At 43.5% G+C, this 24,786-nt stretch carries 20 protein-coding genes; 7 read left to right on the top strand and 13 right to left on the bottom strand.

Going from position 1 to position 24,786, the window contains the following annotated elements:
• Positions 1-334: 334 nt before the first annotated feature.
• The 3 genes from HMPREF1254_RS02355 to HMPREF1254_RS02345 form a co-directional block, all read right to left on the bottom strand.
• The gene (locus tag HMPREF1254_RS02355) at positions 335-793 is read right to left on the bottom strand and encodes a DUF3408 domain-containing protein (RefSeq protein ID WP_036877918.1); all 459 of its coding nucleotides are present in this window, start codon (positions 791-793) and stop codon (positions 335-337) included.
• A gap of 14 nt (positions 794-807) precedes the next feature.
• Positions 808-1,812: a toprim domain-containing protein gene (locus HMPREF1254_RS02350; RefSeq protein WP_408939360.1), complete on the bottom strand. Its 1,005-nt coding sequence runs from the start codon at positions 1,810-1,812 to the stop codon at positions 808-810.
• Between the two features lie 225 nt (positions 1,813-2,037).
• Positions 2,038-3,405: a VapE domain-containing protein gene (locus HMPREF1254_RS02345; protein WP_036877943.1), complete on the bottom strand. Its 1,368-nt coding sequence runs from the start codon at positions 3,403-3,405 to the stop codon at positions 2,038-2,040.
• Between the two features lie 378 nt (positions 3,406-3,783).
• On the opposite strand from HMPREF1254_RS02345, the gene HMPREF1254_RS02340 reads away from it, so the two are divergent.
• Positions 3,784-4,074, top strand: coding sequence for a helix-turn-helix domain-containing protein (locus HMPREF1254_RS02340; RefSeq protein WP_023057040.1), 291 nt, complete (start codon positions 3,784-3,786; stop codon positions 4,072-4,074).
• 23 nt (positions 4,075-4,097) lie between these two features.
• Entirely contained in the window at positions 4,098-4,394 is a 297-nt protein-coding gene (locus tag HMPREF1254_RS02335; protein ID WP_023057105.1) for a helix-turn-helix domain-containing protein, read from the top strand.
• A gap of 226 nt (positions 4,395-4,620) precedes the next feature.
• Here the strand turns inward: HMPREF1254_RS02335 and HMPREF1254_RS02330 are convergent, their stop codons facing one another.
• The 10 genes from HMPREF1254_RS02330 to HMPREF1254_RS02285 form a co-directional block, all read right to left on the bottom strand.
• Positions 4,621-5,151 (bottom strand): hypothetical protein, encoded by a 531-nt coding sequence (locus tag HMPREF1254_RS02330; RefSeq protein WP_036877916.1) that lies wholly within the window; start codon positions 5,149-5,151, stop codon positions 4,621-4,623.
• 129 nt (positions 5,152-5,280) lie between these two features.
• A complete protein-coding gene (locus HMPREF1254_RS02325; protein WP_051331263.1) occupies positions 5,281-5,763 on the bottom strand; it encodes a hypothetical protein in 483 nt (160 codons plus the stop codon).
• Between the two features lie 23 nt (positions 5,764-5,786).
• Positions 5,787-6,866, bottom strand: coding sequence for a Gfo/Idh/MocA family protein (locus tag HMPREF1254_RS02320; protein WP_023057027.1), 1,080 nt, complete (start codon positions 6,864-6,866; stop codon positions 5,787-5,789).
• Positions 6,867-6,871: 5 nt separating this feature from the next.
• Entirely contained in the window at positions 6,872-7,939 is a 1,068-nt protein-coding gene (locus tag HMPREF1254_RS02315) for a radical SAM protein (RefSeq protein ID WP_023057041.1), read from the bottom strand.
• Between the two features lie 101 nt (positions 7,940-8,040).
• Entirely contained in the window at positions 8,041-9,753 is a 1,713-nt protein-coding gene (locus HMPREF1254_RS02310; protein ID WP_023057154.1) for a sigma-70 family RNA polymerase sigma factor, read from the bottom strand.
• 221 nt (positions 9,754-9,974) lie between these two features.
• Entirely contained in the window at positions 9,975-11,012 is a 1,038-nt protein-coding gene (locus HMPREF1254_RS02305) for a nucleotidyl transferase AbiEii/AbiGii toxin family protein (protein WP_023057077.1), read from the bottom strand.
• Positions 11,005-11,631, bottom strand: a complete 627-nt coding sequence (locus HMPREF1254_RS02300) for a DUF6088 family protein (RefSeq protein ID WP_023057174.1) — start codon at positions 11,629-11,631, stop codon at positions 11,005-11,007. The genes HMPREF1254_RS02305 and HMPREF1254_RS02300 overlap by 8 nt, the downstream gene beginning before the upstream one ends.
• Positions 11,632-11,941: 310 nt before the next feature.
• Entirely contained in the window at positions 11,942-12,358 is a 417-nt protein-coding gene (locus HMPREF1254_RS02295) for a hypothetical protein (RefSeq protein ID WP_023057083.1), read from the bottom strand.
• Positions 12,355-13,650: a site-specific integrase gene (locus HMPREF1254_RS02290; RefSeq protein WP_023057010.1), complete on the bottom strand. Its 1,296-nt coding sequence runs from the start codon at positions 13,648-13,650 to the stop codon at positions 12,355-12,357. Before HMPREF1254_RS02290 ends, HMPREF1254_RS02295 begins: the two co-directional genes overlap by 4 nt.
• A 51-nt stretch (positions 13,651-13,701) precedes the next feature.
• Entirely contained in the window at positions 13,702-14,931 is a 1,230-nt protein-coding gene (locus tag HMPREF1254_RS02285) for a site-specific integrase (RefSeq protein ID WP_023057090.1), read from the bottom strand.
• A gap of 677 nt (positions 14,932-15,608) precedes the next feature.
• Here HMPREF1254_RS02285 and HMPREF1254_RS02280 point away from each other — a divergent pair.
• The 5 genes from HMPREF1254_RS02280 to HMPREF1254_RS02260 all read left to right on the top strand — a co-directional run bounded on the left by HMPREF1254_RS02280 (position 15,609) and on the right by HMPREF1254_RS02260 (position 24,321).
• Positions 15,609-18,578, top strand: coding sequence for a leucine-rich repeat domain-containing protein (locus HMPREF1254_RS02280; protein ID WP_023057095.1), 2,970 nt, complete (start codon positions 15,609-15,611; stop codon positions 18,576-18,578).
• A 538-nt stretch (positions 18,579-19,116) separates the two neighbouring features.
• Complete coding sequence (locus HMPREF1254_RS02275; protein ID WP_023057016.1) at positions 19,117-20,142, top strand: lysylphosphatidylglycerol synthase transmembrane domain-containing protein; 1,026 nt, start codon at positions 19,117-19,119, stop codon at positions 20,140-20,142.
• A gap of 84 nt (positions 20,143-20,226) precedes the next feature.
• Positions 20,227-21,684, top strand: coding sequence for an aminoacyl-histidine dipeptidase (locus HMPREF1254_RS02270; RefSeq protein WP_023057119.1), 1,458 nt, complete (start codon positions 20,227-20,229; stop codon positions 21,682-21,684).
• A 232-nt stretch (positions 21,685-21,916) separates the two neighbouring features.
• Positions 21,917-23,692: an oxaloacetate decarboxylase gene (locus HMPREF1254_RS02265; RefSeq protein ID WP_036890860.1), complete on the top strand. Its 1,776-nt coding sequence runs from the start codon at positions 21,917-21,919 to the stop codon at positions 23,690-23,692.
• Positions 23,693-23,784: 92 nt separating this feature from the next.
• On the top strand, positions 23,785-24,321 hold the full coding sequence (locus HMPREF1254_RS02260; protein WP_023057052.1) for an HDIG domain-containing metalloprotein: 537 nt from the start codon (positions 23,785-23,787) through the stop codon (positions 24,319-24,321).
• Positions 24,322-24,786 lie beyond the last annotated feature (465 nt).

Here is a 24,786-nt window from a genome sequence, read left to right as displayed (position 1 = left end):
AGATGGTTTGTTATTTCTTAATTCCTGAATGCTGACCGATGAGAACGGAGTGATTACGGTCTAATCTCCCCGACAGTCTAACGAGGGGAGCAAGGGCAGTTTGTGGGTACAAACTGACGTCTTGCAATGCTACCAAATAGACAGTTTACGCACAAGGCGTTTTGTAGTCAAAAAGTGAATGCCGTGCATTCCGTGTTTAACTGTGTTCGTGGTGTTCTCATCATTCAGTATGTTTGACAAATGTCTGTTGATATGTTCTCTAAAAAAGGGTTGAGGGTTTTGAGTGGAATAATAGCCCCTTTTCCCAAAAGTCCTCGCTCCCTTTTCCTGTGCCTCACAGCTTTCTCCACTTCTCTATGTCCTCACCATACTCCTCCAAATGAATGCGCACGATGTTCTCCACGAAACTTGAAAGGTTGCTGCCCTTGTCGCCCAATCTGCGCACGATGAAGTCGGCACGCTCATGCGTTTCTAGGCTTAGATAGACCGCCTTTCGGTTGCTCAGTCTTGTTGGGACAAGGTAGGTTTGCTTGTAGGCTTCGAGCGTTTCCCGTTTCATCTTGGCACTGATGCGCCTTTGAACGGTTGCGTTCTCTGTATGCTGCGCAGGTTCAGAGTGCGTAGTGTTCTCTGTGTCCTGTTCGTTAGGCTCTTGAATAAGTCTTGCTTTCCTTGCCCGAAGTTCGGCAATGATATGTTCAGACGAATTTTCTATCTGATTTAGTCCAAAATACTGCTTGTCGGAATGGATTGTATTCTCCATTCCCTCGTTACTGACTTTTTGCTTTTCCATGTTTTTATCTCATTTTATGTTTGACTTGTTTTGATTCCTTGTTTTGATTTTGTTCTGTAACCAACATCCGTGTTCTGTTCCTGCACTTTCTGCTGCTCCTGCTTACGCATACGGCTGACATGAAACTCGTTGAGGTCTTTGAAGCCTTTGTAATGTACGGACATATCCTCCACCTTGAAACCTACCTTTACAAAATCTTGCACGGTTCTCCGCCCTGCATCGTCATTGTCAAGGAAGGCACGGATATGGGACAGGTGTCGGTCGTTCAGACAGCGGACAGTCCTTGCCACATTGCTTACGGAGTTCATCACAAGGCAGTGGCTGGCTATCTCCTCTTTCATTGAAAGAAAAGAAAGGAAATCCATAAATCCCTCAAACACGCATACTGGCAGCGGTTTGTCTATTGCGTGTTCTGTCTGTTTGTCTGTAAATATCAGAGTAATATCCTTCGGAGCTATCGTTCCCTTGAACGAACCATTATCCCGAAGTTCATACCCTCCTGATTGATTGGCAAAGCCGATGGCTTGATAGCGCCTTCCCCTTATCTCATAGCTGATACATTTAAGGAAAGGCTTTGCCTTTTCCAAATCAATGCAGCGTACCTTTGTAAGATACTCCTGCAAATGTGGCGGCAGGGTGTCTGATATGCTTATCAGTCTCCTTGTCTCGCTTGCTTGTTTTGTGGATGTCTGATTGAAACCGATACGAGGTTCGCTGCTTGGAAGGCTGTACGTTTCATCAGCGGAAGCGGTCTGTTGTCCCAAACGGCAAATGGCTTCCGATAGCGTGCAGCCCTCCAATCGCATACAGAGGTCGATGATACTTCCGCCCCTGCCTTCGGCATAGTCTATCCAAAGGTTCTTCTCTGTGTCCACCTTGAAACTCGGATGTGTTTCTGCACGCAGCGGTGAGCGGTACAACGCATAGACTCGTGTTCTACGTACAGGCTTGATGCCTTTCCTTTCAAGATACTCCACGATGGGATATCGCTTGATAAGTGATAAATCTTCTTCTTTCATTGTGATATGTTTTAATAAAACTGATTGTATAATTTTTATTTGAATGACAATAGTGTGTTTGAATGATATTTGAATGGTAGTTGAAAGAAAAACTCTTTTCTGAAGTTTTTCCTCTCCAAACTTTTTCATCTTTCTTCTTACTACATACTGTTTTAAGTTAAGTAATTGATTTACAATATATTTTTGTAGTACCAAGTCATACTACGAACTTACAACATACGGCTACTACATTTGGTTGCTGCAATAACTTGGCAAGGGACAGGGGAGAATCTTCCTTACCTTATATACATAGATGGGACTGCCACCCTCTCGCCTCTTGCTCACTTTCTCAAAGCCTGCCCTTTTCAGGGCTTCGCCCATGTGCTTTAAGGACAAGGGATGATGCGTGTAAAGTCCCAAGTAGGTGATTATCTCTGTGGTGGTCATATAGGTACAGTTGGGATTATCCTCCGTAGGTTTCTCAAAACAGCGGAGCAGCAGTTCCATTTCTGCCGTCTGTACTTGGAAATCCTCACTCGCTTTATAAAGCTCCGCTATCTCATCATCGTCAAACCAATAGCGGAAACCTGATTTTAACAGGGCTTTGGCTTCGGTATAGACGGTATCCATAGAGATAGCCTTTGCCTTGTTGATGTCTATGGACAACACTTCAATGGGCAGAAAACGTCTGCTGCCTGTCGGGTCTGTCAGAAAGTCGTTGCCGTTCACTGATGCCACGAAACTTGCCAAGTGGAGATGTTCCTCGACATACTTGTCGTAGGGCATACGGTACTTGACCATCGGGCAGGTGATGAGGTTCTTCAACTCGTTTTCGTCACGCTTGTTGAGGGCTTTGAGCTGGTCGTCGATATTTACGATGAAGTTCTGCCCAATATAGGTAAGCGTGTCCTTCTCCTGCGCATATATCTTGCCCGTGTAACTGTAACCATGTAGGGCAGGTGGACAGAACAGGTCAAGGAACGTGGTCTTGAACTTGCCCTGCTCGCCTGTGAGCACAAGACAGGTGTGGTTACGGCACTCACGGTCGTCCATGGCATTGGCGACCACTGCCACGAGCCATTTGGTGAGGTATGGCAGCCATTTGTCGGAGTTGCGCACCACAACGCAACTTGCCAGTTCAGGAATGGCTTTCAGTGAAAGGGAAACATCATTTCCACAATCACGGTTACTATTGCCTATATCCGTAGCAGACAACCTTTTGAAATATTCCTGTATGGGGTTGATACGTGGCGAAAAACTGCTCTCGATGATAGAATATAGATTATCGGAAGAAGTAACAATCCCGATGTCGTTGTCTATCTCCCTTCGGAGCGTGTTGATTTCATAGCGACCCACCTTTGAGAACAGAGCATCGTTTTTGCCACGATACTCGGTTCTTCCCAACACCGTGTTGTATCTGAACTGGTAATAAGAGGAGAGATAGGTTTCTATCTCACCGTTTTTTGAGGAGGTCTTCCTTTGCTTGGGCATATTGTTTCCGCCCTCCGATTTGCTTTTATCTGCATTCTTTTTCATTATATGCTTGGTTTGGTTTCTGAGAGTGAAGTTATGAAGAGAATAGGAAAGTGCCAAGCATTCGGAGAGTGCTTGCATAATGTTGCGCACATTGGCAATGAATTTCTCACGGATTTCAGGTAGGAAACTGTCGGAAAGCATGGATTTAAGCCCCAAACAAGAGGACAAGTATAGAAATGATGCAAGAAAGGAATGTGTTTATTTGCTCCAATCTGAATAGCATTGCGTCAGATAAGACGGATATGATAAAATGGAGTATGGAGGCAAAGAAAGAGAGCGACAATCCTTTTGACTTTTCCTTGTTTTTCCCTGCATTTCCTTGCTGCTCTCTCGTGCTTTGAAGTATGGCAAACACTCCCTACTTTTGCAGGCAGAAATGTGCGATGAAGCGCAAGACGGACAAAGGTATTATCGATACCAATAAGACAGAATTACAAACAAAATAATAATAAAACTATGGGATATTTTATCATTACGGATTCAAATTGGGCAAAACTAAGAAATGAGATTCTCAGCCTTGCCGAGACATGCCACAAGGCTTTCGGAGAAAAGAGCAAGCACACCGATTGGCTACACAATGGTGATGTGTGCAGGCTGCTTAACATCAGCAAGCGCACTTTACAGCACTATCGTGATACGGGTGTGTTGCCCTTTGCCCAAATCGGGCATAAGTGCTATTACAAGCGTGAGGACGTGGAACAATTATTGGAGACCAAATCAGAGAAAACAAAAATGGAAAGACCTTAAATCAACAAATAAATTCGAAGATTATGGAACAGGTAAGAGATTTGAACATGGAAGTGGATGATATGCAGGTAGTGCTGTCCGCTATCAGCGGTGTAAGCAAAAGAATTAAGGAAGTGGCACAGACACACAAACCGCTGTTTGGCGGTGAGCATTTCCTTACAGGTAAGGAGGTGTGCGAGCGGCTGTATATCAGCCCCCGCACCTTGCAGGACTATCGGGACAGGAGGATTATTCCCTACACGCAGTTTGCAGGGAAGATACTTTATAAGGTGTCGGATTTGGAGAGATTATTAGAGGATAGCCATAAGAACTTTCTCTAAGTATTAGAATATAGCTTCCCATTTATAAAAATAAGCCTGCTTTGAAACAATAACCAAAGTGGGCTTATTTTTGAAGAATGTGAACTCAAACTACCTAAAGGAATTGCACTTCTATCTTGAATGTTTATAGCCTTCTTTGATATGATTATCAAAAAGGGCTGAAATCACGATAAAGACGCACTTTATAGAATGTTATGTTTTTGTCTTTTGCTATTCAATCAGTTTTTCAAATCTCTGGTAAACTCAATTCAGACTTAAGCACTACTCTTTCCTTTTTATTCAGAGTTAGATTGATCAGCCCATTGAAAGCTATATCAGACTCTTCATATTTCATATTCGGTCTGGCATAGTAAACCTTAAGTTTATAATTACCAGCCGGCAATTTGCTCATCTTAAAACGAACATCGTATTTGCAAATACAATCGGCAAGCGCGTCAAGGACATTATGATACACAACAAGGGTAATCTGATCATCTTGATTAACAATGTTCACATAGATATTTCTTACGGCACAGTTGGCTTTCACGTCTTCCAGCACACATTGAGCTATACCGTCTTTACCCAATTCTATGCTTAAAGTTGTCCGTACCGCGTCATTCTCCAAGTAAAAATCAGGACGTGTATCTGTCGGAGAGATGCTTAATTTACAATTAGAATTTGCAACATCATAAATTCTTAATGGCTCAAGAGCTACCTTCTCTGAGGAACATGCAGATAATCCACAGAAAAGGATTAGGCTGTAAAATACTTTTTTCATAATTACAAGGATTTTATATGTTGATATTTATATAAACATAATTACAAGTTATTTCTTGCTTATATTATTACGTATTTCTGTTTACTATTCAATCAACTTCCCGTGTTTTTTGAGTATTGAGAGAAACTCTCACCATTCTGCCGCTCTTTTTTCTTTTGCTTTTTGAATGGCCTTGTTCTCTTTAACATATTGACTATTGTCCTCAATATTGCGTGGGTAACAGTCACTCAAATAAAACTTGCCAGATTCTGAAACTAATGATAAGTCTGTGAAGATTTGACTATTGAAAGATGACACAAACGTTGAGATATGGAGTAGAACCTTACCATACGAATGTATTTCTATGTTACGATAAATGGGAAAGAGCAGACTTGTCGGCTCAAAATCTTGAAAAATAATCTCACGGGTCTGCGCGTTGAAAGACTTGATGTTGTCAAGTGTAAAGAGATAGGGGCTTGAAGCGGCTCTTGTCATTCGGGCTGTCCCTATAGCAAACAATTCCGTTTTCGATGCTTGCACTGTGGGAGTTGAAGCAGACTCATCTTCATTGCTGCAACCAATAAACAGCAACGAGAAGATGAACGCCTGTAATACACAAAAGTACCTTTTCATAATTTGTTGGATTTAATTTGTTATTATAATATGTGGTCGTCAATTATGTTCATATACTTCTTTATTTCTGCCATTAAGGAATAAACATGCTTGACACTTTCCAAGCAAAAGGCATGATTATCCTCGCATCTGTTTTCAACCATATCGGCAAACGCTTGAATTTCCGAGAAGAACCCTTGTGACACAATTTGATTATTCCCAACCGTTGGTACAAAGCCGTTTCTTCCGTATAGGCTGACAACGGTTGCATTATTTTGGAAGACCTTTTCCAAAGGGATTCCCCATATAGCAGAGTGTCTTGGGGAAAAATCGAGTCTTTCCATTCTGTCCAATACATATTGTCCTTTGTCCGTACTAATACTTAATTGTTCCTGTGCATCCTGCCAAGAGTAATCTGTTGATAGTTCCAGCATCCCCGTTATATCTTGGTGCTCCAATACAAGAAATAAGGTTTGTCCACCATCTCTACTGCGAATAATATCCCAACTCTTTATCTTTGCCTCTCCGAAAAGGAATGTTGCATAGTCAAGAGGATGGATGAACAGGTCAAGCAGGGCATCACCCTCTGGGTATAGCCCCGTAAGATAGCGATAATGATAATGTCGTTTGCCATCACCTTTCAATCGCTTTTGCAGAATTTGAGTGGCAGGAGCAAAACGTCTTTGCAGTCCGACGACGACATGTTGTGAGCCATATAGTTTGACGGTATCGGTCAAAGACTTTAGTTTTCTTTCATTCTCACACGGTGGTTTTTCTATAAATAAGGATTTCCCAGCTTTGATGACTTCGGTTGCTATGTGGAAATGTGAATGTGGATGAGTTGCCACAAAGACTCCTGTAACCGTATTATCAAGCAGAATGTCCTGTAACGAAGTCGTACCTTTGACTCCCTTATACTTTTGAGAAATCAGCTCGGCTTTCTTCTCAGAGGTACAGCAGATATATTTCAAGGGTAATTGAAGATACTGTATGACGGGCAACAGGTTATTTGCACTATGATTGCCGAGACCTACCAGCGCATACTGCTGCGTGTAGGTATAGCTCAGTTCCCTCATACTGCGCATGCTCTTGTATCTGCCTATGATGTTATCTAAATATCCCATTTTAGCTATACTGTTATTTGCTTGAAATGTTTCTTATAGGTGGTTTGTCTGTCGCTGGTCCATTGATATTTCCCATAAAACAACTCTATCAGTCGCTTAGGAAACATTTTCTCCAGATTTCTCAACAGGATAATATCGTACTTACGATGATAGTTGATCCAGCATTGATTACATTCCATGGAGTGTTGGCATTGAATTTTGCAAGTTTTCCTTGAATTGAATATCTCGTCAAGCGTGTTCTCATGGATATTGCCTAATATCACATCCAAGTTTTGACACAGGGGAACATCGCCATTAGAATGGACAACTAATTCGCTGAAAATGCTATGACACCGCAGCTTCAGTCTGTTGTTCTTCCAATCGTCATACAGGGCGACGAAGTCAAAGTTTTCGTCCGTTTGATGTATGGAAGATGGTATCTGACGTATGTAATCCGCATCATTGGCTTCCATCAAGTTCTTGGTCGTATCGAAAAACGACATCGTGCTGTATATGCCAATACGAACATCAATGTCATATTTCTTGGCGATGCCTATAACAAATTCCATATCATTAAACGAGTTCCACGGAGAAAGGCAAAACATCAGGGAGGTGGACACGATGTCTTTACATGCCTCTATAACCTCGATAACCTTGTCGTATCCATCCCGTCCACGCATATAGCGATAGGTTTCCCGATTGCCGTCAAGTGAAATGTATAGATGTTTGGGGTGATGATTTTTTACGGCAGCTATTACCTTGTTAGTTGCAAGGCAGTTGGACAGCAATGTATAGTTGGGATGGTTGGTGTCAAACCATCCCAATATCTTGTCGGCTTCGGGATGGAGGATAAACTCACCTCCTTCCAAGCCGACCATCGTGCGCTTTGTTACACATTTGCTATTCATTATTTTGATGATGTCATCTAAACTTAGGTTTTCTACAGGTTTCTTCCAAATGGAGCAGTGCTTGCAACGTGACTGGCAGCTAGTTGTGGAATATATCATCAGGGATGTGAGTTCCTTGTGCTGCTTGCGTACTACATTGTTGACAAACGCTATTCCGTTGTGCATGTAGTCATAAATACTGTACATTCTTTTTCTTTTGAGGTTTGCCTTTTATTGTTAAGAGCAGAAAACTACGGAAAGACTGCACAATATTTATAACTTTTCCTTATCTATTCATTTCCTATCATTTACCAAGTAAGCCTCAGTCCGAATGGCACCGTTATGATGAACGGATGTTCCGTGCGGTAGGTTTCAAGCCCACTGCCGTTACCGAAGTAATAGAACATATTGGGTTCCAAATACAGGCTGAATGGCTTGAATATCTTGTATTGCACACCGATACCCAAGTTAACGGACCACTGATAACGTGGCTTGATGTCACCCTTTAACGTGTAGGACGAGTCAGACGTTATGATATACTTCTTATCAAGTGAACTGTGAACAGGCATCTCGAATGTCACTCCACCGGTCGTATAGGCATTGAATCGTCCCTTGCTCCATATACGATAGGTCAATTGCAATGGTATGCCCACATAATCAATCTTCTGGGTCTTCAACAAAGTCGCACCATGAAACTCACTCTCAAAATCAGACTTCATTCTTGTGTAAGTCAATCCCGTGCCAAAAGTCCAATGGGAACTTAGTTGCTTGTTGAGCGACAAACTAAAGGTTTTGGGGCGGTAGTGGTGCGCCTTCTCACCTAAGGATGCGTTGCCTTCTGTTGCATTATTCTGTGCTATCCATGACATTTTTGCCCTCTCGACAGAATCCATCAGTGCATTGTTCCGAACCAAATAATTTACATAATCATCCCATGTATATAATTTGGCCGAAGCCCCACCGTTAGCATAATCTATTACTGATAGGTAGTTCAAATTGGACATGGCTCCATTTGCTCCGGCATTAGATGAATAGCCGAAGTTAAATGTCCATGGGTATTTCTTCTTATTGCTGACACTAGGCGACATACTTTCATTCAATGCCATCATTTTTTCTTCGGTAATTTGTGGTATACGGAGCATGGAATCTTCTACGCCGATAGTCCCTGTAGCCAGATATTTCTGCAAGGAATCCACATGGAATGGTACCGTCTGCTGTCCGAATTCCACACTGTCTGTTATTATCTGCGATGAAATCTTTTCAGTAGAAATAGTCTTTTCTGCCAAAATACGCCTATCATTGTCAATGGCGCTTGATGGTATAGAATACCATGGCTGCCCAACCTTTTGAGAGGCTGTTCCTTTCTGCCGAACTCGTTTTTGCAGCTCATGATGAGCGTCTAAAGCCGTTGGCCTATTATCAGATGTGTCAACAGACTTCTCCCTCGTTACGAAATAGATATAGACAGGTATCAGGATGGGAAGCAAGAACAGCATCCAATAGTTAATCAGTATGGCACGCAGCGTTTTCTTTGCCCGAGCCAACTGGGAAGAAGAACTGTGTGGGTTGATACCAAGCAAATCTCCTATTTCTTTATGTGAAAGACCATCCAGCACAGAGAGCTTGAAAATCTCCCGATTCCCCTCAGGTAACAACTCTATCGCCGACAGCAACAGTTCCAACTCTATATTTTTTTCTTCTTCTTCGTCTTCTTCACTCAATACTTCTATTCCCAGACTGGATAAAGGAATATCGTCTTTTTCTGTACTTTGCAGGTATCTCAACGAAAGGTTTCTTACAATTGTTATCATCCATCCCTCCAATTTTGAGTTGTCTTTCAGCGATTTGATGGAGGTGAAGATGATGATGAACGCATCATGCAAAATATCTTCCGCCGTACTTTCATCTGTCACATAGTGCAGGCATATCCTCTTTAATCTATCGGAATATGCCTTATATAAATTTCCGAGAGCCTCGCGCTCTCCCTGTTTGCATGCATCTATATTAACATCTACTTTCATAGATATACCATACCTTTTTATTAAAGGGAGTATGTTTTGTTTAAAAGACTGCACGGATTTAGGAACTTTTTTTGAGAAACTTGGAAAAAGATTAAAAATCTATGATTACAGACATATTCTTAATGACAGATTCGTTATCTGCATGAGATTATTGCAAACTTTTTATAGAAAAACTTCATGCTGTATCGAAATACCCATAACAAGCAAAAACTACTCTTGCCCTAAGAAATTACAATTTGCCGGAAGTCTTGAAGTAATTTCTCCATTCTTTTCATCAATTCATCGAAGGATTTTGCTTCGCCATATATATAGCCGTCCACCATATTCGATTCGTAATCAAGACGATAAGCATTCATAACCTTATTTTGGGGGATAAAATCAATCTTGGCCGGGTAGTCTTTGTCATAGTCCACATATCCCAAATGATAAAAACGGCGACGATGTTCCACGATGGCCTTGTAGAGTTTTCCATCATTCAGTGCTTTCTGACCAAACTCCGTATCCATCAATCTATCCAAATCATAAAGATGTCTGGACATACGTAGGGATCTCGGTTCTTCTTTTTGAAGTTCCTCACTGAGTAGCAGTGCCTTTTCCAGGAATGTCCTTGATGGCGTTACTGTATTAATTGATGCGGCTATTTCATCATCCTCTTCTGGGAACTTATCAAAGACAAGAGAACGAATTTCACACTGTTCATAAGGTTCTGACATAGACAGACAACTGATTTCTATTTTAACTCTCGCATCAATAAGTCTCATGCTGGATGGCAAAATGCTCTCATAATTGACGAATATTATAGTCGGGTCGCTATCATGGTCTATAGGCCTTGGAGGTTCCCCTGTCACCGTTTCATTCATTATAGTATACCCTTTAACTCCCATTTTAAGGAGTTCTGCATCCAGTTCTGCAGAGAGAGTCCCATGAATATAATCCCGTGATGCTTTTCTTAGTTTCTTCACCTGATTGTTGTTCTCGCACTTTGCAAATGGCAAGTTAAGGACGTCCCCAAAGAAGTTCCTGCCAATGGAAATGTCTATATCTTCACTGAATCGATTGATGAGATTCCATCCTTTACTCAACGAAGTTCCCCCCTTGAAAAGAAGCCATTTCCCACAAGATGTATTGAACAATGCTTTGAGAACTACCGTCACCCACCAATCTTTCTCTACGGCATTATCTTCGATATTATGATCCTGGGCTACAGCTTGTATCATTGCTATTCGTTCGTCACTACTATGATTTTGCCAACTACTCATGATTGTTTTTGCTTAAAATTTTTATTATGTTTCGCCGTATCCATGTAGGCATGACCTTTAGATCATCAGACATGGTCTCGTCCTCTGGATATTTGCTAAGTATTGCACTAATTGCACTTTCCCACTCTTCGTTATAGTTTCGCTCCCCAATAGCCTTCATGGCTTGTACCAAAAGGCGTGTGACCTTTCCTTTCAAGGTGAAGTTTTTAGGTACTCCTCTTTTAAATGTGAGGATTCTATTACCACACTTGATTTTTCTTGCAGACCCACTGGTAAGAAAAACAGGGGTCATAGTTACTTGTTCGGATAATCCAAGCATATTCAACGCTGTACTACCAGTAGGGAGAATTTCAGCATTGTCTCTCTCTGCAATTGCATGGGCTATCTCTTCGGTAGTTGGATAAACTATACCAAATTTAGTTTTCTTCGCTTTAAGGTATATGCCACGAGATAATCTTAACAACAAATCCTGTCGGACAAAATCTGATAAAATCTTGCCCACATACTCATCGTCGTATTCTGGGAAACTATTATTAAAAAACAGAGTACCGGTGTTTGCTTTTTCAATACAGTTCCTAAGAATATCAACAACCTTCTTCTCTTCCTTGTTTATTAACATACATTAAGTCGGTTATTTTCGCAAAAATACCGAGTATTTTCCAAACACCCAAATTCTTTGAAGCTATTTTTATTTGGGTTGATCATTTCCATTCCATTTCAGAATATCATTTTGTAAGTGATACGAATATAATGGCAAGCAGTGTGTGTTCTTACTGGAAGATTACCAATAGAAGTAGTATGTAGTTTTTAAGTAGTAACTGCATGTTTCTCTTACTAACTACGCTACAAGATTTTTTCTTTCACCGTATTATACCCTATTGTAGTTATGTAGTAAGATATAATCAGTGAAAGAAAAAAGCGTATTACCATCAGTTATCCATGTTGCCTATCAGGAATATCGGTGTTATTATGGATGCTGGTTTCTGCAGCTTCTGACAGATGTACTTTCTGAACAAATGCGCTTCCGTGCTATCTAACAGGAAAGATAAGGCGATAATCATAGGAAGCGAATAGAGCGGAGCATAACCTTTGAGCTGTCCATTGATAACGACTTCTTCCTCGTCTGCAACTCTTTCTTCGGGATGCAGGTTGGAAGATTTCATAATTGTCTGAAGCCTATAGTTGAGTTTCCTCCATGTTATCCCGAAGAACCTCACAAGTTCACTCTCTGTCATGGCTATCTCTCCGTTTCCTTTGCGAATGACTTGCATTTTGCTGCCCCAATCAAAATAGCTGCGATGATTGGCAGTGTTTGTTCTTATTTTTAGGTTGTTGTTTGTCTTCATGCCGTTTCTTCCATTTTACAGGTTACAATATCCGAAGATTCACAAGCCTCTCTCTCCGAAGTTTCCTTTTCTTTTGCCGATTGCTTGGCAATGAGCCTGTCCATATCCTCTGATATCTTTTTGTCCGTCACCTGCGCATAAACTTGAGTGCTTGATATGGAGGCGTGCCCCATCATCTTGGCTATGCTTTCAATAGGTATTCCTGCGCTTAGGCTCATCGTGCCGAATGTATGTCTTGCCATGTGGAAGGAAGGTCTTTGGCGGATACCGCAAGCCTTTCCCACGATGCTCAGTTTGGTATCCATGACACTACGGCTGCAATCACGGTGAAAGACAAGGTTGTCGTCTTTTTCTTTCACAGTCTGCTGTTCCTCGCTTCTCCTCTTCTCACTCCTGCAATGGTTGATGATGGCTTCAGCTATGGGATGTAACGGCACGATGAACTCAACCTTGGTCTTCTGACGTTCCTTTCTTATATACATCTGTCCGTCCGCTTTCGTTTGGATATGCTTGTTTTCTAAATTCTCCATGTCTGAGATAGCCAAGCCTGTGAAGCAGGAAAAGATGAACATCAGTCTTGCCAGCTCCGCTTCCTTGTCGTTCATCTTCATTGCCATAAGTTTCATTACATCGCTCTTTTGCAGAAAGCGTATCTTCTTTTCCTCTTTCTCATACTTAGCATTCTCAAACGGATTACAGCGGATAATTCTCTTGCTGACCGCACGGAACATCAGTCGGCTCAGCCAGCAGAGGTTGCTGTTGACGGTAGATGCTTTAAGTCCACGCTTTTTCAGAAAGAAACGGTATTCCTCGAACAAGTCCTCTGTAATGGTTCCGATGGGTATGTCCTGCACTCCTTTGTTTTCGACAAATTCACGGAGATTTCTGTCAGAATAGAACAGATTCAGATAAGTTCCCTCTGCCCTTGACTTGCCTACGCTCTCCTTGACGGGTTGCAATTCTGCCTTACTCATGGCAAGGAGCGTTGTCGGATTAGTGGCAATACCCTGTAAGCGGTTCTTTACAAGTTCCACGCTTACCACTCCATCCTTTACAAGAATGTCCCGATAGGCCTTTTCCGACAAATCCCTGAACTCATTGATTCTTTGATTAGTCTTCCTGTTAGTTGGCAAACCTTGCTTGGTGTTCCACTCGGAAAATTTACACTCTTCTCCTGTGGTAATGGCTGCGTTCTTTCCGTCTATGGTGATACGGCAGAGAATGGCGGTATTGCCATCTGCCTTTGTTTTCTGTCTGTTGATATAGAATAATATCTTGAATGTACTTCTCATTGTCTTGGTGGTTTTGAATAATAAAAATGATAAGATAGAAAAAAATAGGAATCAGATTGTTAACTGCATATCTTCAGTGAAAGAAAGGAAACGGTCAAATTCCTCAAAGAGTTTCTGCGGTGTTACCTTTGCATAACGCTCGGTCATGCTCACCTTGGAATGCCCCAGCATCTTGCTTACCGTTTCAATAGGCACACCCTGTTCAAGCGTGATGAGCGTGGCAAATGTGTGCCTTGCCGTATGTGTGGTAAAAGGAAACGAGATGCCTGCACGAAGCCGCAGGGCTTTCAAATAAGATTGGTAAGTGGCATATCCCATGAAAGGGAACAATGTGTCCCTTTCATCGCTGTGGAGCTTCTCCATCAGCCGTATGGCTTCGGGCAGCAGTTTGACACGGCAAGGCACACTTGTCTTCTGACGGTTGAACTTCAGCCAAAGGCTACCCTCGTCATCACGCACAAGATGGGACTTGTCCAGTTCCATCAAATCACAATACGCAGCACCCGTATAACAGGCAAAGAGGAAAATATCCCTTGCCGTTTCCATTTTCTCCTCCAAGTCCTCAAAGTGGAGAGTCTTTAACTTCTCAAATGCCCCTCTGTCAAGTGCTTTGGGGAGTTTCTTGTTACCCTTGCTGATTTTTACTTTGTCAAAAAGCAGGATGTCTGCCAACCCCTCACGGTAAGCCAGCCTGCAAACTGTTTTCAAATGGGTGGCGACATTGTAGAATGAGCTTTCCTGAAATCCACACTCCCCTAAGAAGTACTGCTGAAACTCATGGATGAAGTTCTCTGTCAGTTGTGAGAAGGCTAAGTCAGAAACCTTATACTTCTTTTGGATGAACTCCTGCAAGTGGATTCTCGTGGAGTGATAGCTTGCCATTGACTCTTTTCTGATGTCTATACCGATATGACTTTCTTTTTCTTTTATGAGCACATCAAGCCTCTCGATGAGCATGCACCGTGTCTGCACACTGCCTTGAAACTGTTCCTTCACGTCGGTTGCGTCAAATGGGCAACCTCTTGTAAGCAAAGATTGATAAGCTGACTGAATGGACAGCAGCAAGTTCTCCAACCTGCCATTCACTTCCACCGCCTCACGACTTTTTCCGTCCATTCTGCTCTCACGAGGATTCCACAAGTCAGGATTACAGGAGAGCTTGCAACTGAACTGTGCGATGGAACGCCCAATGGTAATGCGTCCCATAATCGGAGCCTTGCCCGACTTGACAAGACCGCTCTTTTTAAGGTAGAGCAACACCTTCATTTTCTCTTGTTTCATACGCTTTAATTTTTATGGGCAAAGTTACCCGAATTAAAGCGTTCCTCACTTATGCAGAAAACTGCCGACCGTAGCAAAAGCCACACTAGAGATAATAATTCAGTTACCGGACATTACTCCATCGTTACCTATCCCAAAATCAGGTAATGCTTTGGTAACTGAACTTTTGCCTAAATCTGCATATTCCTGCCCTTTTTGAAAAGAGCACTTCTATGCAAATCGTTCTGTTTCTTCCTCATTATCAATTAGTTTACGCCAACTTCGATTTCTCTTCATTTTCGTTGATTAGTTACCATCCTATTTACATGAGTTTGGACTCCAATAGATGACCTCTAACCGCCCAAAAACAGCGTTTTTCAGTGCATCCGAACAGACTAAAATAAGACAAACGCTTAATTATCAACTTTTTACATTTTAAGCGTATTTCAGACAGAAGATTATTTTTTTTAGAAATACGCGAGTTACGAAGGGGGTAAAACCGCAAAGTTTTCTATTTTTAACACTTTCGACATCCCATCACATGCATATATAATAAAGTACTTAACTACGTTTGATAGTCTTTTTTGAAACAGATGCCAACCTAAGAAAAAACATTCTTGAAAAAAGCAAGAGAAGATTGAAATTTTATGACTACTTTTGCAAAAAGATTGTAAATATAACACTAATTCACACAAATTATGAGGAAATTATTACTTGTGATGTCTTTGCTCATCAACACTATTGCATTATGTGCACAAGAGAGTGAAGTGGTTCTCCAATCGAACATGGAGTATGGAAAAGCGCTGGAGTTCTCCGTTGACATGGTGCAAGGCAGCACCGTGAAAATAGATTGGGGTGACGGAAACGTCAAGGAACACAACACCAAGACAGCATGGGGCACCCCGGCCGGCATTACCGGCAAGTCGTTGGGCGGAACCATCCACATTAACGGCAACCTAAAGAAACTAACCGTCAGCAAAAGCAAGCTCACTTCCTTACAGCTGATCAACCAAAACGGATTGACACTGTTGGATGCCAGTGACAACGAACTGACGTTCGAGAATTTGGATTTGAGTGGCGCACCCAACCTGCAGAACCTCAATTTGGACAACAACGACATCGTAAGGCTTAACCTGATGCCCTTTGAGAAGCTGCAATTGTTCTCAATCAACAACAACCACAGGTTCACCACGGCCGTCTTTGCCGATAAGAACGTCTTGCAAAACATCAGCATCAACAATGGCGACTTGGCTCACTTCTATCCGAAGCCCATGCCAGAATTGCTGTATCTGACGCTCGACAATGGTGATTTGACCGAACTTGAGCTGAATGACAACTACCCCAAACTGCAAAAACTGTCATTGGCCGGCCACAAAAATCTTGAGCGGTTGGACATCACCACCCTGCCCCAGCTGGAAGAGTTGAACATTTCTCATACGGCCATCTCTGTGATCAACACCACGCGGAACAAACAACTCACCACCCTAAAGGCTGCCCACACACAACTAAGAAACCTGTCGCTTACCTATAACACGAACGTTCAAAACATCGATGTTGCATGTACAAAGATATCAAGACTGGATGTCAGCAAGCTCAGCAGATTGAGAAACATCACGATTGACAGCACCGACATCGCCCGTCTTGACCTGACCGGCAAAATTTATCTCAACACCATCTATGCGCGAAACACGAAGATAGAATTTCTCGACATGCACGATGAAATGGGCTATAACGGCTTAAGGTGGCTCGATCTTCGTGACAACAAGAACATGACGCCACAATCACTCAACTTTACGTTCAAGATGATGCCGTACCATCGTGGCACGTCATGGTCGCCCAATGTGTTGATCAGTGGTATTCCCGGAGCTGAAACAGCAGACACCGGTTTGCTGTCTTACGACGAAGACAATAGCTACAAGTCAGATGTCAAGGGTGACGGATCGGCTTCGATGGTACCCGTCAACATCACAATCAACAACGCTTCTGGGGGTTCGATAGCGTTGACACAGATGCAAGACGACAACTCTTGGAAGGCTGTCTCGACAAAGGCTACACCCGGTTACCCCATCTCTATTAAGGCAACTCCACAAGCGGGTTACAATTTTGTAGGCTTTAAGGTGAACGGCAAGCAATATGAAGACACCATATTCGTTACCGCTACCGACGCAACCGTAGAACCGATATTCCGATTATCAGCAAATGACGAGGTCATTAAACTGACGGTAGAACCAGGAAGCAAACAACAATATTTCTTGGGTTGTGACCAGCTAAGCAGTGTCATATTCATTGATTGGGGTGATGGAGAAAAGAAGCCTTATTTTATCAACAATGGAATGACAACGATAGCAAACGAGACGGGAGCAGCCGGCAACACCATCACGATTAGCGGACCGGTGACACGCGTCGACTTCGGAAGCTTTCCCAACTATGGCATTAACAACAACATCACAGCCATTGACTTAACCAAGGCGAACAAATTGCGTACCATAAGCCTGTATTTCAATGACATCAAGAAAATTGATGTTAGCAATCTAAGTCAATTAGAGGATCTTGACTTGGCCTACACAGGCATATCAACTCTTGACATCAGCCACAATCCGAAGCTGAGAAAGCTGCGCGCCTACGGTAACAACTTGAGTACACTGGACATCACACAGACTCCTGAGCTGACTTATCTGGACGTAAAATCGAACAAACTCGAAGAGCTGAACACAACCAACAACAATAGGTTGCAAACGCTTCTGGTTCAAAACAACCAGCTTACAGCATTAGACGTATCAGCCATGAGCGACCTCATTGAATTGGATTTTTCACACAACCAAATCTCAAATGTGAACGTCACGAATGCGGAAAACCTGAAGAAACTTGGAGGCAGCAACAACAAACTGACCTCGGTTGACTTGAGCAAGAACACGAATTTGCAAACCGTCCTTCTGGATAAAAACCAACTTGAAACACTCGACTTGAGCCATCAAAACAGCTTGACACTTGTTCAGGTTGGTGGAAATGGCTGGGATGCATGTACTTTGAACGACTTGTACTACTCTTTGAACGAATATCCCGAACTTCAAGATCATAGCACACCTACTGGCAGCACCTTGTGGATGACTGACACACAGTCTACACACGAGAACGATGCGGAACATGCCGAGAGTGACATTGCCGCCAGCAAAGGTTGGAAACTGAATCAAGCAGGCGACGGAACTGGATGCAATATGGCATACATCACTGTCTTGGAAACGACCAATGGCACCGTGAAACTGAAGGATGCCAAAGGCAACGAAGTGAAAAGTGGCGACAAGGTTGAAAAGAACAGCATTGTCACCGTTGAGGCTAAACCAGCCAACGGATATGCTGTGGCATCGAGCAGGGCCAACGGCAAGAATATTGAAAACAACCAATTCACCGTGACCAGGGCTACCGATGTAATGGTAAGGTTCACTATCTCCAACGGCATTGAAACCACAGAGACAGGTTCAGTGACTGTTACCGCAGCTCAACAGGCCGTAATCATCAAGACTGACAACGCTGCAAAAGTGGCTATCTTTACGGCAAACGGACAGCAGGTACACGAAGCAACCATTGATGGAACACAGACGGTACAACTCATTCCTGGCTTGTACATCGTGAAAGTGGGCAACGTGAGGAAAACCATTCTGGTGCGATAAAACCTGGTAACAGCAATTGTTACACATTTTAAAAGAACCCCAGCTTGCACGTATGCAGGCTGGGGTTCTTGTGTATGAAGCTCCGTTCGGGGCATAAAAAAAGGCATCGCCACATGTGACATTGCCTCTTTACCATATTTTTAAATAAAATAAATTCTCCTTTCAAAAGATGAAAGGCAAGATTTTACTTGCTGTTCAAGTTAATCTTGCTTCCCAAATGAATGGCCTGTGCTATAGATATAGCCACAACAGCCAAAGTCATAATTGTTACCATAATCTTTTTACCTTTCTTTTAAATTTGTTATCCTTTTGTCTTAATGACGATGCAAAGATACAACCATTGCGCTGTGTGCGCAAACATTTTCACTCATAAGTCGCATTTTATGCTGTTTTGTTGATACAAATCAAAGAAAGCAGTCATTGAGCTACTTCAAAAAACCCATTTATTTATTTGGATATCCACTAATATTACGCTACATTTGCATAGTATATTTCACATACCAGTATATCAAACAAACAATATAACAAACGGCTCTCCATGAAACAAGCCACCCATCAAATCTTGAAGGTAGCACTGTCTTTACTCCTTGGCAGTGCCATTCTATACTGGATGTACCGCGACTTTGATTTTCAACTCATCAAGAACGTGGTGCTACATGAGATGGATTGGACCTGGATGTGGCTGTCGTTTCCCTTCGGAATATTGGCTGAAGCCTTTCGAGGTTGGCGCTGGAAACAAACGTTACAGCCTATGGGTGAGCGTTCCAGGGCATCGGTGAGGGTTCATTCTGTATTCCTATCGTATGCCGTCAGCTTGTTGATTCCGCGCATAGGCGAGTTCGCCCGTTGTGGCATTTTAAGCAGATTTGACGACGTTTCGTTTCCCAAGGCATTGGGAACCGTGGTGACCGAGCGCATCATCGACTCTCTCTTGGTGCTGCTCATCACCGCACTCACGCTGACAGCTCAAATCAAGATATTCGATACTTTTTTCGTTCACACGGGCACCAGCATTGACGCGATACTGCGACAATTCTCCACAGCCGGCTACATTGTCACGGCCATCTGCGCCGTAGCCGTGTTGGTGTTGGCATTTTTCCTACTGAAACGTTTGTCTATATATAATAAGGTGAAAATCACCTTGCATGACATCGGACAAGGTATCGCTTCACTTCGACAGGTAAAAAGCGTGCCTTTGTTCATTGCTCTCACCTTATTAATATGGCTATGCTACTTTCTGCACTACTATCTTACCTTCTTTTGCTTTGATGCCACCGCCCACTTAGGACTGTCATGCGCATTGGTAACGTTCATCGTAGGCTCCATTGCCGTTATCGTACCAACGCCAAACGGAGCCGGCCCTTGGCATTTTGCCGTCAAGACGATGCTGATTTTATACGGAGTAGCTGAAACAGATGCCCTATACTTTGTGCTGATTGTACACTCAGTGCAAACTCTTTTAGTGGCCGTGCTGGGCATATACGCATGGATTGCCCTGTCGTTCACAAAGAAAAAACTTACTCGCGTGAAGGCAGGAAAAATCATTCTGCCTGCGCAAGAATAATTGAAAAAGCAATTTATTCACCACGAGTTGGAAGCAATGTGTATCAAAATCCACGAGCAACAACTCTACAAAAAACAAAATACTATGAGTGAAATTAAAGATCTGAAACCGACCTGTGTATGGCGAAACTTTGACGCACTGACGCAAGTGCCACGTCCTTCTGGACATCTTGACAAAGTTCACCAATTCTTACTCGACTTTGCAAAGCGTGCAGGTGTTGAGGCTTATGTGGACAAAGCTAAGAATGTAGTGATGAAGAAGCCCGCCTCCGAAGGCATGGAGAACAGAAAGACGGTGATTTTGCAAGCACACATGGACATGGTTCCACAAAAAGCACCGGAGAGCAACCACAACTTTGAGACCGATCCGATAGAGACTTGGATTGACGGCGAATGGGTGAAAGCAAAGAATACCACCCTGGGTGCCGACAATGGAATGGGCGTAGCCGCCATCTTGGCTGTCATGGAAGACAAGAATTTGAAGCATGGTCCGATAGAAGGTCTCATCACCGCCGACGAAGAAACGGGTATGTTTGGTGCCAACGACTTACCCGAAGGCGAATTGGATGGTGACATTCTCATGAACTTAGACTCTGAAACGTGGGGTAAATTCGTCATTGGTAGTGCTGGTGGTGTAGATATCACCGCCGAATTGGATTACAAAGAGGCAGCGACTGACGCTTCAGACAAGGCCGTAAAGGTAACACTTTCGGGTCTTCGTGGCGGACACTCTGGCTTGGAAATACATGAGGGTCGTGGCAATGCCAACAAACTGATGGTTAGATTGGTACACGAAGCAATATGCGAACTCGATGCTCGGTTGGCCACATGGCATGGTGGCAACATGCGCAATGCCATTCCATTCAAGGCCGAAGTGGTGCTCACGCTGCCGAAAGAAAACGTTCCTGCGCTGCAAGAAATGGTAGCCGACTGGAAAGAAGAGTTCATACAAGAATACAAGGACATTGAGAGTGGCATCGAATTGACAGCCGAAGAGGTAGACACGCCGGCCACACAGGTTCCCGAAGCCATACAAGACAACCTCATTGATGCCATCTATGCTTGCCACAATGGCGTGATGCGCATGATTCCTTCCATCCCAACTGTGGTGGAAACCTCATCCAACTTGGCCATCATTGACATAGAATCAGGCAAAGCTTCATTTAAGATTTTGGCTCGTTCATCCAATGAGTCTATGAAAGCTTACATCGGTGAAACCCTGCAAAGCTGTTTCAACATGGCTGGAATGAAGGTAACGTTCAGCGGAAGTTATGGCGGATGGGATCCAAATCCTGACAGTGAGGTGCTCGATTTGCTGATGAAACTGTACAAAGAGCAAAACAATGAAGAAGGTATCGTGCAGGTAGACCACGCCGGTTTGGAGTGTTCCATCATCTTAGGTAAATACCCTCACCTGGACGTTGTATCATTCGGCCCCACCATTCGCAGTCCGCACACTTCAACAGAGCGTTGCCTTATCAGCACGGTAGAGCCTTTTTGGAACCTGTTGAAGCAAGTGTTGGAAGAGGTTCCGACGAAGTAACAAAATTAAAACTGATTCATAATAACAATTAGATTCATGGAAGAATCCACATTCTTCCATGACACAGAATCTCTTAGAGAGCCGATGTGCAAGCCAAAAGCCCTGCACATCGGCTTTTGATGTTTACTAACTTGAATGCCTATAAATCTTAAAAAAGCAACGAGGTCATGGAAAAATTGATTTTTTTTGCGTAATTTTGCAACACCTTGTAAAGGTTGATAAGGAGAAAATTATGAAGAAAAAAATACAGTTTAGTCTCATTTATAGAGACATGTGGCAATCTTCCGGAAAGTTTCAGCCACGCAAAGATCAATTAGAACGCATTGCTCCAGTCATTATAGAGATGGGCTGTTTTGCTCGTGTTGAAACTAATGGAGGTGCTTTCGAACAAGTAAATTTATTGGCAGGCGAGAACCCTAACGATGCTGTCCGTGCCTTCTGCGCGCCCTTTAACAAGGTAGGCATCAAGACACACATGCTCGATCGTGGACTGAATGCATTGCGCATGTATCCCGTACCCGATGATGTACGTGCCATGATGTACAAGGTAAAGCATGCCCAAGGTGTGGACATCCCGCGCATTTTCGATGGTTTGAACGATGTTCGCAACATCATTCCAAGCATCAAGTGGGCGAAAGAGGCCGGCATGACACCACAGGGAACACTGTGCATCACCACCTCTCCCATCCATACGCTGGAATATTACACCAAAATTGCCGACACTTTGATTGAGGCAGGCGCAGAAGAAATCTGCTTAAAAGACATGGCCGGCATCGGTCAGCCTACTTTCTTGGGACAATTAACCAAGATAATCAAGGATAAACATCCAGAGATTATCCTCGAATATCACGGTCACTCGGGTCCCGGACTGTCGATGGCATCGATGTTAGAGGTAGCTGAAAATGGCATTGACATCTTGGATGTTGCCATCGAACCCCTATCATGGGGCAAGGTACATCCTGACGTTATCTCGGTGCAGAGCATGCTGAAGACGGCTGGTTTCGATGTTCCCGACATCAATATGGATGCTTACATGAAGGCTCGTGCATTGACTCAAGAGTTTATCGACGACTGGTTGGGCTATTTCATCAATCCACAAAACAAGTTCATGAGCTCACTCTTGCTGGGCTGTGGCTTGCCTGGCGGCATGATGGGCAGTATGATGGCCGACTTGGCTGGCATTCATGGCACCATTAACAACATCCGCAAGAAGAAGGGAGAGGAAGAACTTTCCACCGACGACATGCTCATCAAGCTGTTCAACGAGGTGGCATATGTATGGCCTCGTGTGGGTTATCCACCCTTGGTGACACCTTTCTCACAGTATACCAAGAACATAGCTCTGATGAACCTGTTGACCATGGAACAAGGAAAGGGTAGATTCGTGATGATGGACGATTCGATGTGGGGCATGATTCTGGGCAAGAGCGGCAAGGTACCTGGCAAGGTAGACCAAGTATTAGTTGACCTTGCGAAGGAAAAGGGATACGAGTTTACGGACGCAGACCCTCATACTTTGTTGGAAAACAACTTGGATGACTTCAAGAAAGAAATGAAGGAAAACGGTTGGGACTTTGGCAAAGACGACGAAGAGCTGTTCGAATTGGCCATGCACCCCGAGCAATACCGCAATTACAAGAGCGGACAAGCCAGGAAAAACTTCTTGGCTGACCTGCAAAAGGCGAAGGATGCGAAACTTGGTAGCAAGGTGTCGAAAGAAGAGCTCACCGCGTTCAAGCACGCAAAAGCTGACGCTATCGTGGCTCCAGTCAAGGGACAAGTGTTCTGGGAGTTCAATGGCGAGGGCGAATGCGCTCCTTCCGTTGAGCCGTATATCGGCAAAGAGTACGCCGAAGGCGATAAACTGTGTTACATACAAGCGCCTTGGGGCGAGTTCGTGGAGATACCCGCGGCCTTAGGAGGCAAGCTGGTTGAAATCAACGCCAAGCAGGGAAGCAAGCTGAACAAGGGCGACGTGATTGCTTACATCGAGCGCCCGCAAGCTTGATAATTTGGTTTTTACGCCAAGCAACATACAACTCATCTTCGGGTACTTTCATGCCTGAAGATGAGTTTTTTTAATGATTAAAACACTTTTTCATGGACTATTTAGCCATCATCAATCAGTATTACCCGCAAGGAAGCAAGGTTCGGGACATCCTCTTGACGCACAGCGAAAGCGTAACCCGCAAGGCATTGCAAATTGTCGACAAGCATCCGGAGCTGAAACTCGACTGCACCTTCATCCAAGAGGCGGCCATGTTGCACGACATTGGCATTATAAAATGCGATGCACCGGGCATCCAATGCTTTGGCACCGAACCGTATATCAAGCATGGCATCATTGGAGCAGACATGCTGCGCGCGGCCGGTTACCCCAAACACGCGCGGGTTTGCGAACGCCATACGGGTGCCGGAATCGCCTTGCAGGACATCATTGACCAGCACCTGCCCCTACCTCATCAAGACTTTTTGCCCGAGACCATGGAGGAACAGGTGATTTGTTATGCCGACAAGTTCTACTCTAAAACGCACCTTGACCGTGTACGAACGCCCGAACAGGCGCTAAAGAGCCTCGAGAGATTCGGCAAGGAGGGTGTGAAGAGATTTACCAGATGGATGCAACTGTTTGAATAATCGCCAGCCACTCCACACATCATCGAGCATCGCACTTACTGTCATTTTCTTTTACAACACACGCTTAAATACGGCCGTTTTTTCAAACAAGCATGGTGATGGCTGCAAATACGCGAGCTACGCGTTAGTTTTGTATCTAATTAATGGTCATACATTTACAGTAATATAGTCATTCTTTGCACATTTTCCGCATACTATTTCATGCCAATAGCATTGCTTTTGATTGGCAATAGATATGCTATTGATTGGTTAACCGTATGCTTTTGATGCCCAATTACAAAGAGATAGTGGCGTAAAGTGACGTGAAAAGGGCCATTATCACCCTGTTTTTAGCAGAAAAAGTCTGCTTGGCAGCTCTCCCGACACGCTTTTTCGGCCTGAAAACATGACTGATTTTTCTATTTCACAACTTTTCAATCATCGTTTTTTTATCATTTTTTTGAACAGAAGCCAACAAGAGGTTGC

This window comes from Prevotella sp. BV3P1 (assembly GCF_000479005.1).
GTDB lineage: Bacteria > Bacteroidota > Bacteroidia > Bacteroidales > Bacteroidaceae > Prevotella.
The sequence above is the reverse complement of the archived record's forward strand: the minus strand, read 5'-3'. Positions and strand labels throughout refer to the sequence as shown.

Bases quoted from the DNA above. Each gene is read 5' to 3' on its own strand.
- HMPREF1254_RS02355 (WP_036877918.1), bottom strand. From the start codon at position 793: ATGGAAAAGCAAAAAGTCAGTAACGAGGGAATGGAGAATACAATCCAT.
- HMPREF1254_RS02350 (WP_408939360.1), bottom strand. From the start codon at position 1,812: ATGAAAGAAGAAGATTTATCACTTATCAAGCGATATCCCATCGTGGAG.
- HMPREF1254_RS02345 (WP_036877943.1), bottom strand. From the start codon at position 3,405: ATGCAAGCACTCTCCGAATGCTTGGCACTTTCCTATTCTCTTCATAAC.
- HMPREF1254_RS02340 (WP_023057040.1), top strand. From the start codon at position 3,784: ATGGGATATTTTATCATTACGGATTCAAATTGGGCAAAACTAAGAAAT.
- HMPREF1254_RS02335 (WP_023057105.1), top strand. From the start codon at position 4,098: ATGGAACAGGTAAGAGATTTGAACATGGAAGTGGATGATATGCAGGTA.
- HMPREF1254_RS02330 (WP_036877916.1), bottom strand. From the start codon at position 5,151: ATGAAAAAAGTATTTTACAGCCTAATCCTTTTCTGTGGATTATCTGCA.
- HMPREF1254_RS02325 (WP_051331263.1), bottom strand. From the start codon at position 5,763: ATGAAAAGGTACTTTTGTGTATTACAGGCGTTCATCTTCTCGTTGCTG.
- HMPREF1254_RS02320 (WP_023057027.1), bottom strand. From the start codon at position 6,866: ATGGGATATTTAGATAACATCATAGGCAGATACAAGAGCATGCGCAGT.
- HMPREF1254_RS02315 (WP_023057041.1), bottom strand. From the start codon at position 7,939: ATGTACAGTATTTATGACTACATGCACAACGGAATAGCGTTTGTCAAC.
- HMPREF1254_RS02310 (WP_023057154.1), bottom strand. From the start codon at position 9,753: ATGAAAGTAGATGTTAATATAGATGCATGCAAACAGGGAGAGCGCGAG.
- HMPREF1254_RS02305 (WP_023057077.1), bottom strand. From the start codon at position 11,012: ATGAGTAGTTGGCAAAATCATAGTAGTGACGAACGAATAGCAATGATA.
- HMPREF1254_RS02300 (WP_023057174.1), bottom strand. From the start codon at position 11,631: ATGTTAATAAACAAGGAAGAGAAGAAGGTTGTTGATATTCTTAGGAAC.
- HMPREF1254_RS02295 (WP_023057083.1), bottom strand. From the start codon at position 12,358: ATGAAGACAAACAACAACCTAAAAATAAGAACAAACACTGCCAATCAT.
- HMPREF1254_RS02290 (WP_023057010.1), bottom strand. From the start codon at position 13,650: ATGAGAAGTACATTCAAGATATTATTCTATATCAACAGACAGAAAACA.
- HMPREF1254_RS02285 (WP_023057090.1), bottom strand. From the start codon at position 14,931: ATGAAACAAGAGAAAATGAAGGTGTTGCTCTACCTTAAAAAGAGCGGT.
- HMPREF1254_RS02280 (WP_023057095.1), top strand. From the start codon at position 15,609: ATGAGGAAATTATTACTTGTGATGTCTTTGCTCATCAACACTATTGCA.
- HMPREF1254_RS02275 (WP_023057016.1), top strand. From the start codon at position 19,117: ATGAAACAAGCCACCCATCAAATCTTGAAGGTAGCACTGTCTTTACTC.
- HMPREF1254_RS02270 (WP_023057119.1), top strand. From the start codon at position 20,227: ATGAGTGAAATTAAAGATCTGAAACCGACCTGTGTATGGCGAAACTTT.
- HMPREF1254_RS02265 (WP_036890860.1), top strand. From the start codon at position 21,917: ATGAAGAAAAAAATACAGTTTAGTCTCATTTATAGAGACATGTGGCAA.
- HMPREF1254_RS02260 (WP_023057052.1), top strand. From the start codon at position 23,785: ATGGACTATTTAGCCATCATCAATCAGTATTACCCGCAAGGAAGCAAG.